Origin of the sequence: Parasphingorhabdus sp., from assembly GCF_041748495.1 — a bacterium.
Lineage (GTDB): Bacteria > Pseudomonadota > Alphaproteobacteria > Sphingomonadales > Sphingomonadaceae > Parasphingorhabdus.
On sequence record NZ_JBGTDD010000083.1, the window covers coordinates 1 to 18,412 of the forward strand.

General features: G+C 57.4%; 16 protein-coding genes and 1 tRNA gene. 9 read left to right on the forward strand and 8 right to left on the reverse strand.

Translation table 11 applies throughout. From position 1 onward, the window contains the following. Positions 1 to 2 precede the first annotated feature (2 nt). From ACEW8J_RS06640 to ACEW8J_RS06650, 3 genes are all read right to left on the reverse strand, one after another. A tRNA-Ile gene (locus ACEW8J_RS06640) sits at positions 3 to 79 on the reverse strand. Between the two features lie 110 nt (positions 80 to 189). Further along, entirely contained in the window at positions 190 to 1,176 is a 987-nt protein-coding gene (locus ACEW8J_RS06645; protein WP_373490855.1) for a polysaccharide deacetylase family protein, read from the reverse strand. Positions 1,177 to 1,258: 82 nt separating this feature from the next. Next, positions 1,259 to 2,935 (reverse strand): sensor histidine kinase, encoded by a 1,677-nt coding sequence (locus tag ACEW8J_RS06650; RefSeq protein WP_373490856.1) that lies wholly within the window; start codon positions 2,933 to 2,935, stop codon positions 1,259 to 1,261. Between the two features lie 178 nt (positions 2,936 to 3,113). Between ACEW8J_RS06650 and ACEW8J_RS06655 the strand changes: the two genes are divergently transcribed. Continuing rightward, a complete protein-coding gene (locus tag ACEW8J_RS06655; RefSeq protein ID WP_373490857.1) occupies positions 3,114 to 3,587 on the forward strand; it encodes an Lrp/AsnC family transcriptional regulator in 474 nt (157 codons plus the stop codon). 47 nt (positions 3,588 to 3,634) lie between these two features. Here ACEW8J_RS06655 and ACEW8J_RS06660 read toward each other — a convergent pair whose 3' ends face one another. Next, positions 3,635 to 4,924 (reverse strand): hypothetical protein, encoded by a 1,290-nt coding sequence (locus ACEW8J_RS06660; RefSeq protein WP_373490858.1) that lies wholly within the window; start codon positions 4,922 to 4,924, stop codon positions 3,635 to 3,637. A 187-nt stretch (positions 4,925 to 5,111) separates the two neighbouring features. Between ACEW8J_RS06660 and ACEW8J_RS06665 the strand changes: the two genes are divergently transcribed. From ACEW8J_RS06665 to ACEW8J_RS06680, 4 genes are all read left to right on the forward strand, one after another. Beyond that, the gene (locus ACEW8J_RS06665; protein ID WP_373490859.1) at positions 5,112 to 5,870 is read left to right on the forward strand and encodes a YaaA family protein; all 759 of its coding nucleotides are present in this window, start codon (positions 5,112 to 5,114) and stop codon (positions 5,868 to 5,870) included. Next, positions 5,867 to 6,571, forward strand: a complete 705-nt coding sequence (locus ACEW8J_RS06670) for an SDR family NAD(P)-dependent oxidoreductase (RefSeq protein ID WP_373490860.1) — start codon at positions 5,867 to 5,869, stop codon at positions 6,569 to 6,571. The genes ACEW8J_RS06665 and ACEW8J_RS06670 overlap by 4 nt, the downstream gene beginning before the upstream one ends. A 169-nt stretch (positions 6,572 to 6,740) precedes the next feature. Continuing rightward, positions 6,741 to 9,437, forward strand: coding sequence for a DNA gyrase subunit A (gyrA, locus tag ACEW8J_RS06675; RefSeq protein WP_373490870.1), 2,697 nt, complete (start codon positions 6,741 to 6,743; stop codon positions 9,435 to 9,437). A 110-nt stretch (positions 9,438 to 9,547) separates the two neighbouring features. Further along, positions 9,548 to 10,384 carry a TauD/TfdA dioxygenase family protein gene (locus ACEW8J_RS06680; RefSeq protein ID WP_373490861.1) on the forward strand — a complete coding sequence of 279 codons (837 nt, stop codon included), beginning with the start codon at positions 9,548 to 9,550 and terminating at the stop codon, positions 10,382 to 10,384. Here the strand turns inward: ACEW8J_RS06680 and ACEW8J_RS06685 are convergent. After that, positions 10,375 to 11,055, reverse strand: a complete 681-nt coding sequence (locus ACEW8J_RS06685; RefSeq protein ID WP_373490862.1) for a lysoplasmalogenase — start codon at positions 11,053 to 11,055, stop codon at positions 10,375 to 10,377. The genes ACEW8J_RS06680 and ACEW8J_RS06685 overlap by 10 nt on opposite strands. A gap of 97 nt (positions 11,056 to 11,152) precedes the next feature. On the opposite strand from ACEW8J_RS06685, the gene trmFO reads away from it, so the two are divergent. After that, on the forward strand, positions 11,153 to 12,505 hold the full coding sequence (trmFO, locus tag ACEW8J_RS06690) for a methylenetetrahydrofolate--tRNA-(uracil(54)-C(5))-methyltransferase (FADH(2)-oxidizing) TrmFO (RefSeq protein WP_373490863.1): 1,353 nt from the start codon (positions 11,153 to 11,155) through the stop codon (positions 12,503 to 12,505). Positions 12,506 to 12,511: 6 nt separating this feature from the next. Here the strand turns inward: trmFO and ACEW8J_RS06695 are convergent, their stop codons facing one another. After that, positions 12,512 to 12,979 carry a hypothetical protein gene (locus ACEW8J_RS06695; RefSeq protein ID WP_373490864.1) on the reverse strand — a complete coding sequence of 156 codons (468 nt, stop codon included), beginning with the start codon at positions 12,977 to 12,979 and terminating at the stop codon, positions 12,512 to 12,514. 31 nt (positions 12,980 to 13,010) lie between these two features. Then, on the reverse strand, positions 13,011 to 13,682 hold the full coding sequence (locus tag ACEW8J_RS06700; RefSeq protein ID WP_373490865.1) for a hypothetical protein: 672 nt from the start codon (positions 13,680 to 13,682) through the stop codon (positions 13,011 to 13,013). Between the two features lie 179 nt (positions 13,683 to 13,861). Here ACEW8J_RS06700 and ACEW8J_RS06705 point away from each other — a divergent pair, with 179 nt between their 5' ends. Genes ACEW8J_RS06705 through ACEW8J_RS06715 form a run of 3 tightly spaced genes read left to right on the forward strand, consistent with a single transcriptional unit; the run spans position 13,862 to position 17,177 of the window. Then, a complete protein-coding gene (locus ACEW8J_RS06705) occupies positions 13,862 to 15,874 on the forward strand; it encodes a TadE/TadG family type IV pilus assembly protein (RefSeq protein ID WP_373490866.1) in 2,013 nt (670 codons plus the stop codon). Further along, positions 15,874 to 16,482: a TadE/TadG family type IV pilus assembly protein gene (locus tag ACEW8J_RS06710; protein ID WP_373490867.1), complete on the forward strand. Its 609-nt coding sequence runs from the start codon at positions 15,874 to 15,876 to the stop codon at positions 16,480 to 16,482. Before ACEW8J_RS06705 ends, ACEW8J_RS06710 begins: the two co-directional genes overlap by 1 nt. Continuing rightward, entirely contained in the window at positions 16,473 to 17,177 is a 705-nt protein-coding gene (locus ACEW8J_RS06715; protein WP_373490868.1) for a TadE/TadG family type IV pilus assembly protein, read from the forward strand. The genes ACEW8J_RS06710 and ACEW8J_RS06715 overlap by 10 nt, the downstream gene beginning before the upstream one ends. A gap of 22 nt (positions 17,178 to 17,199) precedes the next feature. Here the strand turns inward: ACEW8J_RS06715 and ACEW8J_RS06720 are convergent. After that, the coding region (locus ACEW8J_RS06720) for a pyruvate dehydrogenase complex E1 component subunit beta (RefSeq protein ID WP_373490869.1) at positions 17,200 to 18,412 on the reverse strand (1,213 nt) is incomplete at its 5' end.

Here is an 18,412-nt window from a genome sequence, read left to right on the forward strand (position 1 = left end):
AATGGTGGGCCCGGAGGGACTCGAACCCCCGACCTAGCCGTTATGAGCGGCCAGCTCTAACCAACTGAGCTACAGGCCCGCACGAGCAGCTTTTTTCAGGCAAAACTCATTGCGAGGGTCCGATAGCGGAACCCGCCATGATTTGGCAAGAACGTTCATTGCGATTGTCCTGCCGGTGGCAACATATTGCTAGGCGGCGCACGCCGCTGTCATCAACTGCCCGATATCGATCGGCTTCACATTTCGCATCTCGAGATGTTCGAGCACCGCCCGCCACCAGTCGTAGAAACCGTCCAGATCGGCTTCTGTCCGCACATAAGGCGTATAACCCGGAGACAAGGACGGGGAATGGAAGGAAAAGACCAGCAACCGCAAATCATCGTCCAGCGCAACGTCAATCGCTTCCTTGGTTTCCCGCGCCGAAATGCCTTCGGGTGTCAATGGAATGCGTTCGAGCATCTTGCTGTGCGAAAACAGCGCATTGATCAGGGGAAACCTGTTCATGAGCCCTGCCACCAAAGCGGGTTGCTTGCGGAAAATACCCGAATAGACGGTGGTCAGCGGCACTTCGAGCAGCCGTTTGTCCAGATCCCACCAGAAAGGCTCCGAACCCACCGCGAGGAAATCCGGACCGCCCTCGCCGCTATAGTCAAAGCGCGGCCGGATGCTGCTGTCCATGACAAAACCATGTTTGCGCAACAGTTCGGTGGTGTGCGGGCCGATGCCATATCGACCGGCCCGGTAAATGGTGGGGGTTATCCCGATTTTTTCGCGTATCGCATCGCGCAGCGCGACCAGTTTCGCTTCTTCCAGCGCTTTCGGCAAATTGCCGGCAAAGCTGTTGTGTCCCGTCACCTGTTCGTCAAACGGCGGATTGACCCAGGGATGGAGATGAACCCCGATCTCGGCGGTTTGCCGTTCGGCAACATTTCTCAGAAAGGCCACAGCTTCGTCATTCGTGATGATCGAATAGTCGATAAAATAGGCAGGTTTGACCTGGTATTTCTCGATAAATGCTTGAAATCTTTGCAGCTTGGGCACCGACAGCGTGGTGTGGCCGCTGCGCTGAAAAGGGGCATTCCAGTCAAATTCCTCTTCCGTGTCCACCGAAATGAGAAAGCGCCTGCCAAATTCGTCCGGCCATTGAACATGTCGATCCGGTTTTCCAATACGCATGGGCGAATGATCCTGTCCGGAAATTGCTGTCACCCCCTATATTCCTCGTAATTTCGCGGAAACCGCGCCGCAGACAGGCAGCCTATTCCGATTCCCGAACGCTGATTTTGCTAATCGCCGCCGCTGGCAGGGTCAAGGCAATGTTCTCCCGGCTGATCGTCAGCGAGCCTCCGGCGGACTGAGCAAGGTTCCGCACCAGACGCAGTGAAAAGCCCAGCCCGAGCAGCGACGATTCACCACCATCCCCGTCAATGCCCTGGGATGGATCGAGCAGGACGCTCTCGGCAATATCCTTGATGCGCGACGGCCGCGACAGCGTGAATTGATTGGTCGGGTGCAGCCCGATCCGGGTCCGCAATTCGCCCTTCAGGGTTTCGCCATGCTCGCAGGAGATAATGGCTGCCGACAACAGGCGAGCGAAAATCCGTTCCACCGATTCGCCGTCCAACGCGAACGGGCGGACCGGCTCCGCCTTGCTGATGTTGAGATCCACAACATTGCTCTGCGTCAGCCCTTGCAGACGTTGCGTCATCCGTTCAAACAGCCAGTCAGCCTTGGTCGTGCCACTTGATTCCGGCAGCTGTCCGGAATCGACCTTCACTGCAATGTCCAGATCTTCGAAACCGGCCAGTAACCGCCGTGCTTCATCCATGATATTGCGGGCCAGCGAGCGATATTCAAAAGAGGCCGGCCCGAACAATTGTTGCTCGATAATCTCGCTGAACCCGATCACGGCATTGAGCGGGGTGCGCAGTTCGTGGATCAGCTGCTGCAGCTGTTCGCGGCGCTCGACGTCAATCCCGCTATGACCTGCATCTTCGGCCATATTGGGACGCCGCATGATACCGCGATAGCCTTCGAAGCGGCCCGTTTCCTCGCTGAAATAAGGAATAGCACTCATCCGCCAGTCGCCGGTGACGATAGCCGCTCCGCAGAGCCGCATGCGGGCATTTTCCATGGGCATGCGTTGACGAAAGGCGGCGGCTCCATAAGCGTCGGGACCCGGACCTTCATCAAAGGCCGGCTGGGCAATGGTAACGCCAACGATCGCGCCCTTCGGCGGTCCTTCGGTCCAGTTGATCGTGCCGGTCTCATCCGTTTCGAAACGAACCGACTCGAGGGATTCAAAAAGGAAATTTTTGTTGCTGCCGTCGTGGAGCGGTGAACGCGGCGTTTCGGCCGAGCGATTCTTTTGATAGTCGGCGATCTTTTCCACCAGAGCGCTGATCTGCGACCCTGCAACCCGTGCGGCTGGATCTCCCGCATCATCAACCGGTGGTTCCATCGCTGGCTGTTCGTCTGCACTCCGGCCAGCAGGCGGCGGCGTTGTCGCGGACAACGGGCTAAGGGAGTCGGGCCGCCCCTCCTCATCCACCACCAGCGCAAAACCTTGGGTCTGTAACAGGTCCCGTGCGCGCGGCGAAAGCCTGGGGAATGCATCCGCACAGATCTCCGGCGTCAGGTCCGCCGCAGCCATTGCCGCATCACATATAGCATCAGTATCTGCCGTCAGATAGACGAGCAGCGGAGCGGAGCGTAGTCGGCCGCTCAGCGATTGCACGGCAGCAACTCGGTCCCGTTCGGAAACAAGTTCATGCAGATCATGCAACCGGGTCAATCCGGCCTGGACGTCCTGATTGGCCAGATCCCCGGGTTTCTGCGCCAACAGGTCGATCACCTGCCGCCATTGCGTGGCGGCAGCCGGACCTTCCGGCAGGCTCCCCTTGAGCACGGTGGTCAGGCGGTCATCAAAGCGCAATTTCAGGTCCTGAAAATCATTGGGGCATCCAATTGTTAATTGGGTGATAACCCTTTCCGTTGACGACGGGAAGTAATGATAATGTCTCGTCACAATGTGGGACATGGGAGAAAGCATTGCTTGGGCTGCTTATTATATTATAACGTTCAAATGATTCGCGAACGGATATTACATTGTTATGGCTGACCCGAACTTAGATGAAATTGACCTGAAAATTCTCCAACGGCTACAGGATGATGGTCGTATCACCAATGTCGAACTCGCCAACAGTGTCGGCTTGACCGCTCCACCCTGTCTGCGCCGCATGCGGGCATTGGAAGACGAAGGCGTGATCAACTCCTATCACGCCGCGATTGACCCCGCCAAAATGGGCTACACGATCACTGTATTCGCGATGGTCAGTCTGAAAAGCCAGGCCGAAACCGATTTGCAGGCCTTTGAAGAACATGTGCAAAAACTGCCCGAGGTGCGCGAATGTTACATGCTCAACGGCGAAATTGATTTCATGCTGAAGGTGGTTGCCAAGGATCTTCAGCAATTTCAGAGCTTCTTGACCAGCCAGTTGACCGCAGCTCCCAATGTCGCCAGCGTCAAGACATCCCTCACCATCCGCTCGGCCAAACATTTGCCGGGCGTTCCGATCCTGGAATAAAAAAGGGCGCCATTGGCGCCCTTTTTCGTATTTCCATCTGGCTTCGACTAGCTGGCCGGATCAACGGCGGCCGCAGCCTGAGCCGGTGCCGCTGGCGCATTTTGCTGCTCGATCCAGGTTTTCCACATCGCCGCCAATGGCGCGCGGGTACCGGACACCTTGTCAAAGGCCTGCTGCGCAGCAGTCAGGTCGCCGGCATAGGCATGGGCCGTACCAATGCCCATATAGCCGCGATTCATGTCGGCGTCGGGTTTGGCAAGGCCGGCTTCGTAGAAGGCGACAGCATTGCCGAAATCCTTATATCCAAGCCATACGTCGGCAAAATTCATCATCACCGAACTGCTTCCGGATCCTCGTACGGCAGAAGGCTGCGCGGGTAGCGACGCCTTGTCCGTGGACACTTCGCGCTTGGCTGGAGTCAGCAACTCGGCGATCAGCGGACTGGAGGAAGCGATAACGCCTTTGCGCTGGCCTTCTTCCAGAACGGCCACCACTTCACCGAACAGATTCTTGCGCTGTGCCTCCTCGGCAAATTCCTTATAGTCACGCGTTGTTGTGAGCGAGTCGGTAGCCTTCATGAACCGCAGAACCTCAAGATTCTGGACAGTATCGGCTTGCGAAGTCCAGCGGGTTGCAGCGACGGCATCACCCCAGGAATCCCCGGAAGGATAAGCAGCGGCCCATTTCGTCGCCCAGGTCGCGTAGAGATTTTTATCCTTGCTCGCCAGCGCCCGGTCACGGGCCATTCTATACCAGGATTCCGGCGCCTTGGTGCTCGAGGCATTGGCATTGTTCAGGATTTCATCCCATTTTGCCAAACCCTCTGCAGGCATGTTGCGTTTGAAATAAGTCTCGGCCAGCAACGGTTCGATATTATTGTCGCGATAGCCCAGATCATAGGCAGCCTGGAACCATTTTGCAGCATCAGCCCAGCGTTCCGCGCCATAAGCAAAATTACCGGCAAAGAAGTTGAACGCAGGCAATTGCTCGGGTGCAGCCCGCCCGCTTTCAAGCGAGGCAATGATACCCTGTTCCTGCAGCGCCGTATCTTTCAATGTACCGCCGAGCTGGATGGCCAGCTGGCCCGCTATATAGCGATCATCCGCACTAACGGTTTCTGCCAGCAAAGCCTCCACCAGCGGCTTCGCTGTGGCGGGTGTTTCGGTCGCCATGGCAGCCTGAATTTCAGCCACTTTTGGCCGCACTTCCTTGCTGATCTTGACTTCCGCTTCTTTTTTCTTTTTTTGCGCCTGAGCTTCCTGCGGCATAGCCGTCACAGCCAAGGTGCCAGCGGTCGCCAACGCAACGGCCATGGAAAAATGAGATAAAAAACGCATGAATATCCTCCGGATGATTATTATATGGGGAAACGGATTTCCCGGAATATGGTTGCACCACACATTCTTGGCCCTATTACCAAGCTTTCATCGCTTTTCTAGAGTGAATCCGCTGAATAGAGGTTGAACGGCCACCCTTCCGTGTCACCATTGGGCATTCCCTGCAGTATAATCGAGGTAAAATCGCGTGCTTGCAATTATTTCCCCCGCCAAATCGCTGGATTTTGAATCCGATCTTCCGGATATCCGGTCAACCGACAATCGATTTCCCGAAGAGACCGAAAGATTGGCCAACGCGATCGGCAATCTGACAACCAAGAAGCTGAAAGCAATCATGCCGGTGTCAGACAATCTGATCGCCCTCAACCGGCAGCGGTACAGCGAATTTTTCGATCAGCCGGAAAGACCGGCGATCTATGCCTATAATGGTGATGTCTATACCGGCTTCGAAGCCCGCAGCATTGGTGATGAAGCAATGGCGTTCGCACAGGGCCATTTGCGTATTCTATCGGGCCTCTATGGGCTACTTCGTCCGCTGGACCCCATCCGGCCCCATCGCTTGGAAATGGGCACCAAATGGGCGCCCCGCTACAGCAAGCTGACCGATTTCTGGAAAGACAAGATTGCCAAGGCGCTGGCAGCGGATCTGGAACATATCGGCAGCGAAACCGTCGTCAATCTCGCGAGCAACGAATATTGGGCGGCGGTCAAACCGCATAGCGCAAAATTGCTCGGGCGAATCATCGAAGTGGATTTTCGCAAGGACAGCCCCGATGGTCCCAAATTTATCAGCTTCGAGGCGAAGCGCGCGCGTGGCATGATGGCACGCTATATTTGCGAAAACCATCTGACCGACCCCGAGATGCTCAAGGGCTTCGATCATGACGGCTACCGGTTCGATGAAGAAAGCAGCACAGAAAACAGCCTCCGCTTCATTCGCACATGACCGGACAATCGGCCGTTGTCATTGGTGCGACCGGTGGCATTGGTGCGGCGATCGCAGGTGCGCTTGAAACTGACGGTCGGTTCGACCGCGTCATTCGGCTTTCCCGATCCACCAGCAGCCCCATCTCCCTCGACCTGACCTCGGAGGCCAGCATTAGGGATGCCGCCGCATGGATGCAAGACAACCATATCTCGCCATCAATGGTGTTCGTGGCCACCGGTTTGCTGCACGACGGGAAGCAAGGGCCGGAAAAAAGCCTTCGTCAGCTGGATTCTGACTGGCTGATGCAAAACTATCAGATCAACGCAGTCGGCCCGGCCTTGATCGCAAAATATTTTCTGCCGCTGATGGACCGCAGGGAGGCCATCAGATTCGCGGTTCTTTCGGCCCGGGTCGGCAGCATTTCGGACAATAGGCTCGGCGGCTGGTACGGCTACCGGGCATCCAAGGCTGCGCTCAACATGATGATTCGCAACCTGTCGATTGAATGGTCGCGCAAGAATGACCGATCGATCATTGTCGCCCTTCACCCGGGCACTGTCGACACGGCACTTAGCCAGCCATTCCAGGGCAATGTTCCGGCGGCAAAATTATTTGAATCCGGTCGCGCCGCACGCCAGCTTCTCGATGTGCTCGATGCGCTGAAACCCGACGATAGCGGCAAGATTTTTGCATGGGACGGAACCGAAATTCAGCCCTGATTTCGGCCCTGTAATATTATTGTAAAACAGGCCCGAAAGGCTGGCTTTTGCTGACCCGTTCCCCTAGAAGAACGGTCAAGAAAAAACCCATGAAAAAGGCCCGTTTGTGAACGAACAAACCTCTCCACCGTCACCATCCAATATCGAACCGATAGACATCGTCGATGAGATGAAAGCCAGCTACATGGACTATGCCATGTCGGTTATCGTCAGCCGTGCGCTGCCCGATGTCCGCGATGGTCTGAAGCCGGTTCATCGCCGCATCTTGTTCGCGGCCCAGGAAGGCGGCATGGTCGCCGGCCGACCCTATCGCAAATGCGCGAAAATCGTCGGTGACGTAATGGGCAATTATCATCCCCACGGCGACAGCGCGATCTATATGGCGCTGGCCCGGATGACCCAGGACTGGTCGATGCGGGTGCCGCTGATCGACGGCCAGGGCAATTTTGGTTCGATGGATCCGGACATGCCGGCCTCGATGCGGTACACCGAGGCGCGGCTGAACAAGGTTGCCAATTTCCTGCTCAATGATCTCGACAAGAATACCGTCGATTTCGTGGCCAATTATGACGGCAGCCGGCAGGAACCCAATGTGCTCCCTGCCCGCTTCCCGAACCTGCTGGTCAATGGCGCCGGCGGCATCGCGGTCGGCATGGCCACCAATATTCCGCCGCACAATCTCGGTGAAGTGATCAACGCCAGCCTCGCCTATATCGATAATCCGGGAATCACGATCGACGAACTCATCGAAATCGTCCCGGGTCCGGACTTTCCGACCGCTCCCCTGATATTGGGACAATCGGGTGCTCGTGCTGCTTACAAGGATGGCCGCGGATCAATCATGATGCGCGCGCGCCATGTCATCGAGGAAGGCCGCGGCGACAAGCGCTCGATCGTCCTGACCTCAATTCCCTTCCAGGTCGGCAAATCCGGCCTCGTTGAAAAAATCGCCGAAGCCGCCAAGGACAAGCGCATCGAGGGCGTTTCCGACATTCGCGACGAATCCAGCCGCGCCGGTGTCCGGGTCGTGATCGAACTGAAACGCGATGCCACGACCGATGTCGTGCTCAACCAGATCTGGCGCTTCACCCCTGCCCAGTCGAGTTTCCCGGCCAATATGCTCGCCATTCGCGGCGGCCGGCCAGAAGTCCTGACCCTGCGCGACATCATCGAATCCTTCGTCAAGTTCCGCGAGGAGGTGATCACCCGCCGGACCAAGTTCGAACTGAACAAGGCGCGCGAGCGGGCGCATATCTTGCTCGGCCTGGTGGTTGCGGTCACCAATATGGATGAAGTCGTCCGGATCATCCGCGGGTCCTCAACCCCGGCAGAGGCCCGCGAATCCCTGTTGCAGCGGGAATGGCCGATTGCCGAGATCGCCTCCTATATCCGGCTGGTCGAAGCGATCGAAACCGATATCGAGGGTGATAGCTACAAATTGTCCCAGGTCCAGGTGAAGGCCATTCTGGATCTGCGTCTGCAAAAGCTGACGGCCCTGGGCCGCGAGGAAATTGGCGACGAGCTGCGCGAGCTGGCCGCCGCAATCGAGGAATATCTGGCGATTTTGGCGGACCGTGCCAAGCTCTATGCGGTGATGCGCGAAGAACTTGAAGAAGTACGCGACGAATTTGCCACGCCGCGCCTCTCTGAAATCACCGCTGCCTGGGACGGTCTCGAAGATGAAGATCTGATGGAACGCTCCGAAATGGTCGTCACCGTCACCCATGGCGGCTATATCAAGCGGACGCCGCTCGACACCTTCCGGGCCCAGCGCCGCGGCGGCAAGGGCCGCGCCGGCATGGCGACCAAGGACGAGGACGCGATTACTGAACTGTTCGTGACCTCGACCCATACACCCGTCCTGTTCTTCTCCTCCCATGGCAAGGTCTATCGTCTCAAGGTCTGGAAATTGCCGGAAGGCGGACCGCAGACCAAGGGCCGTCCGATGGTCAATCTGCTGCCGCTGGCGGATGGGGAGGTCATTTCCACGGTCTTGCCGCTGCCGGAAGACGAAGCGGAATGGGCAGCACTGCACGTGATGTTTGCGACCGCGAAAGGCGGCGTCCGTCGCAACAGCATGGACAGTTTCACCAATGTCCCGTCCAACGGCAAGTTCGCGATGAAATTTGACGAAGGCAGCGATGACCGCCTGATCGGGGTGGAATTGCTGACCGACAATGATGACGTTCTGCTGGCGACCAGAAACGGCAAGGCCATCCGCTTTGCCGGTGACGCAGTGCGTTCCTTCCAGAGCCGCACATCCACCGGCGTCCGCGGCATCGCGCTGAAGGGTGATGACGAGGTTATATCGCTTTCTGTGCTGCGCGGTTTTGAAGCGTCAACCGAAGAACGCGACCAGTATCTCAAGGCTGCTCCGTGGAAAGACAATGAGAACGCACCGGAATTATCCGCCGAACGCATGGCAGAATTTAGTGAGACGGAAGACTTCATCCTCACGGTCTGTGCCAACGGCTATGGCAAGCGCTCGAGCGCCTACGAATATCGCCAGTCCGGCCGTGGTGGGCAGGGCATATTGAATATCGACAATATAAAGCGCAATGGCACCGTAGTCGCCAGCTTCCGCGCGACCGACGACGAACAGGTCATGCTGGTCACCGACCAGGCCAAGCTGATCCGCATGAAAGTTGCAGATATGCGGGTGATCGGCCGCAACAGTTCGGGTGTCCGACTGTTTGATGTCGCCAAGGGCGAACATGTCGTGGGCGCTGCCAAGATTGACGAGGAAGAGGAACCGGAAAACGAAGCGGAACAAGCCGTGGCCGAAGAAATGATCGAACAGGGCGTTTCTGGTGGCGATGTAGCTGAGCCTGATCAGCCGGGAGAATCGGAAGACACTGCCGAATAAATGATTCCGTTGGTCCTGAGCTTGTCGAAGGACGCCTTGCGGACAGAAGCTTGCGGCAGAAATGCCTCGACAAGCTCGACGCAGAGGGAATGGAAGCGAGAGGAAAGCCGATGCAAATATCCCCGTCCGGTCAGGCCTGCGGCGCAGAGGTGACGGGCGTCGACCTGACCAGTCCGCTTGCCGATGAAACGGTAGCCTCGATCCGCACAGCCTGGCTCGAACATCATGTCCTGTCCTTTCCCAACCAGGCGATGAGCGACGATGATCTCGAGCGGTTCACGCTCTCTTTCGGCGACTTTGGCAATGACCCGTTTTTCGACCCGATCGAGGGTCGCCGGCACATCGCTGCGATCAGGCGCGATGCCAATGAGACAAGCCCGCTATTTGCGGAAAACTGGCACAGCGACTGGAGCTTTCAGGCACGGCCACCTGCTGGTACCTGCCTGCTGGGCATCACTATTCCGCCTGTCGGAGGCGATACATTATTCGCCAACCAGCACGCCGCACTCGATGCGATGCCGCCTGACATGCGCGCCGAATATGACGGCCTGATTGCGATCCACAGCGCGCAAATGGCCTACGCTCCCGACGGCGCTTATGGCGACAAGGACGAAGGCCGAAGCATGGCGATCCGCCCGGACGAGTCCGCGCGTGCAACCCAGCTCCACCCCTTGATCCGCGAACATCCGGAAACCGGTCGGCTCGGACTGTTCAGCTGCATGGGTTATATCATCGGCTTTGAAGGCGTGGCAGCGGAACAGGCCCTGCCCTTGCTCCAGAAATTATATGCCTGGCAAAGCCGCGATGAATTTGTCTATCGCCATCAATGGCAATCCGAAATGCTCGTGATGTGGGACAATCGCTCGGTGCTGCACTGCGCCACCGGCGGCTATGCCGGCCATGACCGGCTGTTGCACAGAACCACGATTGCCGCTCATCAGGGGTGAACCGGGTCGGCGCTTTCCGCTGCCATTTCGTGCCGGAGCGTTCTGACTATTCCCGTCGCAATCATGAACTGGCCGAAATAATATAGCGGCCAGATCAGCAGATCCGGAATGACACTGGTTTCCATCGGCCCCATGCGCGCGAATATCAGCAGGTCGGAGACCAGAAACAGGATCGCACCGGCACCAACCTGATAACGCGAAAACCGGCTCGTCCACGCCATCGCCGCCATCACCGCAACCGACAGGCCATAGACGCCCACCCCGATCGCCTGCGTCCGGTCAAAGGGCAGCGCCCAGGCGATCAGCACCGACAATGGCACGAGCAGAATCGCAAATATCTTCTGGCTGAACGCCAGCTTGTGGCGACGAAAGCGGGAATAGAACAGGATCGCCAGCAGATGTCCGACCATGAACGACGCGGCCCCCGCGATCAGGTCGATTTCCAGCAGAATATCTCCGATTGCACCCAGGGCCATGATCGCCCCGACAATCTTGCCGTCCAGCCGGTGCAGCCGCACCAGCGCATAAATGGCCAGAAAGCCGACCCCCGCCCCTTTCCACGCGATCAGATACAGGCCCGGAATATTGCTATCCATGACGAAAAAATAGCTGATCCCGAACACTAGGCTGAGCAGCAGAAACGGCCGGGATTCGGCAAATGCGCTTTTCATGGGAATGGTAACTGCTCCTTTTCGGATTCGCCTGTATCACGCAACCAGCGCCACTGCCAGATTGACATTATACTCTTACCACAACACTAAGGCGCGCATGACTGATGTACATATAATTGGCGGCGGACTCGCCGGGTCGGAAGCAGCATGGCAGCTGGCGGAACAAGGCGTGACGGTTCGGCTGTCCGAGATGCGCGGCAGCGGCGAAATGACTCCTGCCCATCAAACCGACAAGCTCGCCGAACTGGTATGCTCGAACAGCTTCCGGTCGGACGATGCCGAAAAAAATGCGGTTGGCCTGCTCCATCAGGAGATGCGGGATCTCAATTCGATCATCATCGGCGAAGGCGACAAGCATCGCCTGCCCGCCGGGTCGGCGCTCGCCGTCGACCGCGATCATTTTTCGGACGGGGTCAGCCAGCGGCTCGCCAGCCATCCCAATATCGAGATTGTCCGCGAACGGATCGACCAGCTCCCCGACAGCGGATTGACCATCGTCGCCACCGGTCCGCTCACCGCCATGGCACTGGCCGAAAGCATCGGTGCGGCCACCGGCGAGGATTCACTGGCCTTTTTCGATGCGATCGCGCCGATTGTCTACAAGGACAGCATCGACATGGACATCGCCTGGATGCAGTCCCGCTGGGACAAGGTCGGGCCGGAAGGCGACGGCAAGGATTATATCAACTGCCCGATGGACCGCGACCAGTATCAGGCGTTCATCCAGGGCTTGCTCGAAGGCGAAAAGAGCGACTTCAAGCAATGGGAAAAAGACACCCCCTATTTCGAAGGTTGCATGCCGATAGAGGTCATGGCCTCACGCGGTCCCGAAACTTTGCGGTTCGGCCCGATGAAGCCGGTCGGGCTGACCAACGCGCACAATGGCGAGAGCGCTTATGCCGTGGTCCAGCTGCGGCAGGATAATGCGCTTGGGACGCTGTGGAACATGGTCGGCTTCCAGACCAAGCTCAAATATGCCGCACAGGCCGACCTGCTGCGCACGATTCCGGGTCTGGAGAAAGCAGAATTCGCGCGCATGGGCGGCCTGCATCGCAACACCTTCATCAACGCACCGAGATTGCTCGACCAGCAGTTGCGCCTCAAGAAAGCACCGCATATCCGCTTTGCCGGCCAGATTACCGGCTGCGAAGGCTACGTCGAAAGTGCGGCCGTCGGGCTGATGGTCGGCCGGATGGTGGCGGCGGAATTGCGCGGCGAACCCTTCACCCTGCCTCCGCAAACGACTGCTTTTGGTGCGCTGCTATCGCATATCACCGGCGGCGCAGATGCCCGGAACTATCAGCCAATGAACGTGAATTTCGGGCTGTTCCCGCCCTTCGAGCAGCGGGTTAAAAAGAAGGAACGCAAGGAAGCCTATACCGCCAGAGCCCGCGATGATTTTGCCAGATGGCTGCAGCCCCTGGCTGCCAAGGGCCTGCAGCTCGCTTAGACTGACCTAGCATTTGCAGCGGGGAGCGGAGCGTTTGGGCCGTGTGGTCCGGAATTCCGTGCGGGTCAGTTGCCCATTGCCGTCTCCGTCCGCCTTGGCAAAGCGGTCGCTGGTTGCGACCGCCCATTCCTCGAAGGTCAGAAGATTATTCCCGTCCTTGTCGAGTTTCCGGAAGGAAGCGGTGCGGCTGCTCATCATCTCCAGCCGGGTCACGATCTCGTCGCGATTGCGATCATAGCGGTTGAACCGCATTTCTTCCCGCGAAGCCTTATAGGCTTTCGGCGGCGTCGGCGGAGCGGGACCGATCGTCTGCGCATCCAGATCAGCTTGCGGCAGCCCCTCTGGCTCTTCCACTTGTGGCGGTGGTGGTGCGATCGGAATCGGAACGTCCTGCCCCTGGGCACCGATCCAGAGGAACAATCCAGCGGTCAGCAACAACAGGATGCCCGCAGCACCAGCAAGAAATTTCTTCATAAGCGCAATCCGCGGCTCAGCGACTGTCGTTCTAGCGACCCGAAATCCCGTGCCCGATTATGCGCGCAGCGCTGGCCGGACTATAAAGATTGGCAGTCAGTTGACCCTTCCTAACATCGCGGAGCATCAGTTGGCAGAGGATTGAGAGCGGTCGTCCGCTTCTGTCAAAATCCGGCTTTGGCCGAGAGGCCATGATCCGCGAGCAGCGATCGAACGCGTCCCGCCGCATATTTTCATCCGAACAATGGCGGGCAAAATCCCACAACGCCCAGGCCCGGGCTTGCTCTGCCTGCCGTTCGCTCAAAGACGGGTCCCCGGCCAATCCCGATGCAAAATATCCTTCGCCGCGCGCTGTGGCATAATGGTCAAACTGACGGTCCTCCCACGGAAAATCATCGAGCATCACTTCCCATCCGTCAACAAGCGACACAAGCGGCGCGAGACTCGCTCCCGATTTTTCAAGCAGATTGATCTGCGCGACCAGCGGTTCGCCTGCCGGCCGCTCCGCCGCAGATTGGGTCAGGATATCCCGCCACCACGTCAGGCGCATATGGCCAATCAAGATTTCCGTGGTCGAACGAACGACCTCCGCCAACCGCGCATCGAGAGCGAACAGCAGAGCATAGCGATCACGATCTGCAGATCTTGCATAAGCGGCAATCAGCCGTTGCAGGGGTTCCAGCTCTAGCAGCGCGTCATTCATGTTGCTGCGGTTGCGAGTTTTCCGTCTGAAATCAAGGTAAACTTCTTCTTAACCAAGGCTGTTGCGCAGCCGCTAACCCTTTTTCTTCTATTGGCCACAATCAATTGGGTTATTTCAGGGGGCTGGAGCGCATGCTTGGCAACAACAAAAGGAAATCGGCGAAATCATTTTTGCAGGATTTGCGTTCGAATACCGCGGGTAACACGCTGGCCATGGCCGGCATGGCGCTCGTCCCGCTGGCGGCGATGATCGGCGGCGGCGTCGATGTTAGCCGGATCTATCTGGTGCAGACGCGTTTGCAACAGGCCTGCGATGCCGGCGCTCTTGCAGGGCGACGTCAGATGGCTAGCGGAAGCTGGACCGCCAACAGCAATGCCGCCAGCATATCGGCCAATAATATGTTCCGCGCGAATTTCGACACCGATGCCTATGGCTCGTTCGACGGGACTCATGCCTTTAGCGAAAATGCCGGAACCGTATCGGGGACCGCCTCGGTGAAACTGGACATGGCGGTGATGCAGATGTTCGGCTTCGGAACAAAAAGCGTCAGCGTCGAATGCGATGCCTCCATGAGCATTCCCAATACCGACGTGATGTTCGTTCTGGATACGACCGGGTCGATGAACTGCCCCGATTCCGGGACAACGTCCTGTGGCAACAATGGCAATATCGAAGCGACAGACGCCAGAATTAAAGGGCTCCGTTCGGCGGTGAAATGTTTTTACGAAACATTGGCAAAAAGGGACAGCGCCGAAGATTGCGGATCGACACCGGCCGCCGGCAGCGCCAACACCGCCCATCTTCGCTTTGGCTTCGTGCCGTATAGTACCAATGTGAATGTCGGCAAGCTGCTGCCCAATGATTTTCTGGCGGACAACTGGACTTATCAGTCGCGTGAAGCGGTCACCAGGCTGGAAAATGTGGTCGTCGATTACACCCCAGGCACGCCTTATGTCTACGCAACCACCTATTATTATGACGGTAACTGGAGTGGCACTTCCATTGTCGAAACCCACAATGATGTCAGAAACAGTTCGTCTTGTAATAGTCTCCAGCCGGACGATTATGACGATATGTCGGGTTCCGAAGGCCCTAAATTTGGGGAGTCGACTTGGACTTCCGGCGATGAACAAATCACCCGCTGGTATACCGATGTATCGGGAACCCGATATGACTACAGCACCGACTATCACTCTCGGCAGGACCGCTGCCGCATCCTGCTCCGGACGCGGGGACTGATCGAGCGGCGTGAATATCGACAGGTCGACTCCCCTGTATACGAACAGCAGCAGGTCTTTTCTCACTACGATTATAAACCGGTTACCTTCGATGTCAGCCCCCTGAAAGCAGGCGGATCGACATGGAACAATTCGCTTGACCTTCCGGTCGGAAACAGAGGCCTGGATACCGGTGTGTCCTGGGACGGCTGTATCGAAGAGCGCCAAACGGTAAGGACCACAAATTTTAACCCGATACCGGCGAACGCATACGACCTTGATATTGATCGGTTACCGACAACGGGCGACTCCACCACGCAATGGGGCCCCATACTCCGTGAGGCCGTCTGGGACAGATATACTTCCGAGGGATACCGGACAACCGACACTGTTTCCACAGCCACCGACCTGAGAAAATATTTCGGCTATTATTGCGCCTCCGAAGCGCGCAAATTGCAACGCTGGGACACACCCAGCCAGTTTGACAGCTATCTGGATGGTCTCGACGCTATTGGCAGCACCTATCATGATATCGGACTGATCTGGGGTGCCCGCTTGCTTTCTCCCACCGGAATTTTTGCGTCAGAGAACGAGGCGACGGCAAACGGTGGAGCGATTGACCGCCACCTGATTTTCATGACCGATGGCGACACCGTGACCGACAGATTGCAATATACCTCTTACGGTGTTGAATGGTATGATCGGCGCAGGACCTCATCGAGCAGTGCGCCATCAAACTCCGAGCTTACCACACAGGTAAACAGCCGCTTTCTGGCCATGTGCAATGCCATCAGGAACCAGAATATCACCTTGTGGGTGGTGTCATTCGGTAATGGTGTAAGCAGCACGGCGATAACCAATTTGCAAAATTGTGCAACTTCCGGGAAATTCTATAACGCCAGTAACTCTGCCGAATTGCTGGAGAATTTTCGCAGCATCGCGAACGACATTTCGCAACTGAGACTGACCAACTGATGCCGGGATTGCTAGCCAGGTTTCGCACGCTCAAAAGAGATGATGCTGGTGCCGCACTGGTCGAATTCGCGCTGGTGGCACCGGTCCTGCTCCTTTTGATCATGGGTATGATGGATGTCGGACATCGCATATATGCGACAGCAATTCTGCAAGGTTCGGTGCAAAAGGCCGCTCGCGATGCCAGCCTTGATGATGGCTCCGCCAACGCCGCCACCATTGATGACCGGGTGAAGGAACTGATGTTACCGGTTCTGCAACCGGAACCGATTTCGAATTTTGATTTTCAACGCCAAAATTACAGCAATTTTTCCGATGTCTCGCAACCGGAAGATTTCACCGACACCAACAATGATGGTGAATGCAATAATGGTGAACCCTATGATGATGCCAATGGCAACGACATTTGGGATGCTGACAGAGGCGCCACCGGGCAAGGCAATGCAAAGGATGCCGTATTATACACCGTCAGGGTTGCCTATCCGCGCCTGTTTCCCATGGCGAGAATGATCGGGCTGCCAGAAGATGAGGTGATTGAAGCCAGCACGGTGCTTCGCAACCAGCCGTTCGGCGAGCAATCGGCACGCGGGGGGATAAAAAATTGTACCTGAACAAAAAGTCCAGCGACCGGAAAGCCAGCGGCTTCGTCAGAAGGACATTGGCTGCCGTCGCGGTCAATACCAGCGGCCTCGCTCTTATAGAATTTGCCTACGCGCTACCGCTGCTGCTGGGGGTCGGCATGTATGGCGCCGAAGTCGCAAATATTGCGATGGTCAGAATGCGTATAAACCAGATTTCCATGCACGCGGCCGACAATGCGGCCCGCATTGGCGAAGGCTCGTTATTGTCGCAAAAGAAAATCTACGAAAGCGACATCAACGATCTGTTCGTCGGTGCCAATCTTCAGGCTGGTGAATATGTCGATATATTCGAGCATGGCCGGGTCATCATAAGCAGCCTCGAACGGCACAGTGATGGCGACCAATATATCAACTGGCAGAGATGCAAAGGCAAGAAAGCGCATGTTTCCAGCTATGGAACGGCGGGAGCAAATTCTCCGTCGCGTCCGATCAACGGAATGGGTCCATCGGGTGCGCGCGTAACGGCACCGGCCAACCAGGCGGTGATCTTTGTCGAGATTTCCTATGACTACCAGCCTCTGATATCCAGAAGCTTCACCAACACGCGCACGATTACCACCCGTAGCGCCTTCAATGTGCGCGACCGTCGCGACCTGACTCAGATTTACAACCGGACCGGCAGCGATCCCGTATCCGGCTGCAATACCTATAATGGTATCAGCTAGATCTCGCTAGCGCTCCGATAGCTTATCTGTAGCAGACCTTCTTCACCGCCGCGATGATGCGCGCGCTGTCGATCAGCGCCGCCTTCTCCAGATTGGCGGCATAAGGCAGCGGCACATCCTCATTGGTCACCCGTGTCACCGGGGCATCGAGATCGTCGAAACCCTCTTCCATGCACAAGGAGACAATCTCGCTCGCTATGGAACAGGTCGGCCAGCCTTCTTCGGCAACCACCATCCGGTTGGTCTTCGCGAGGCTCTTCAACACGGTCTCGGTGTCCAGCGGTCGTAGTGTCCGCAGATCGATGACTTCCGCCTCAATCCCCTCACCCGCCAGGCTCTCTGCCGCCTCAAGCGCCAGCCCAACCCCGATGGAATAGCTGACTATCGTCACATCGCTGCCTTCGCGGATGATCCGCGCCTTGCCGATCGGCAGCGTATAATCGTCGAGCTCCGGCACGTCGAAGGACCGCCCGTACAGCAGCTCATTTTCCAGAAACACCACCGGGTCGGGGGACTGGATGGCCGCTTTCAGCAGACCCTTGGCATCTGCCGCATCATAAGGTGCGATGACAATCAGGCCGGGAACGGATGCGTACCACGGTCCGTAATTCTGGCTATGCTGCGCCCCTACCCGCGAAGCTGCGCCGTTGGGGCCGCGAAACACGATCGGGCAACGCATCTGGCCGCCCGACATGTAAGTGGTCTTGGCCGCCGAATTGATGATGTGATCGATCGCCTGCATCGCGAAATTGAACGTCATAAACTCGACGATCGGGCGCAGGCCGCCCATCGCGGCACCCGCACCGACCCCGGCAAAGCCATATTCGGTGATCGGCGTATCGATCACGCGCTTGGCACCGAACTCCTCTAACAGCCCCTGAGTGACCTTATAAGCGCCCTGATATTCGGCCACTTCCTCGCCCATCACGAAAACGCGGTCGTCGTCGCGCATTTCCTCGGCCATCGCATCGCGCAATGCCTCACGCACGGTGATCTTAACCATTTCAGTGCCCTCCGGCACCTCTGGGTCAGGCTGACGCGCCTTGCTTTCCAGCCGTTCCGGTTCGGTCGGTGCCTCCTCGTCCTTGCCCTTTTCAGGCTTGGCCTTGGCCTTTTCCCCGGATTCGCGGGAATCTTTCCGGGGAGCTTCCTGCTTGGGCGCATCGATGGACCCGGCATCCTCCCCCTCTTCGGCGAGCATCGCGATGACGGTGCCGACCTTTACGCCGTCCGTC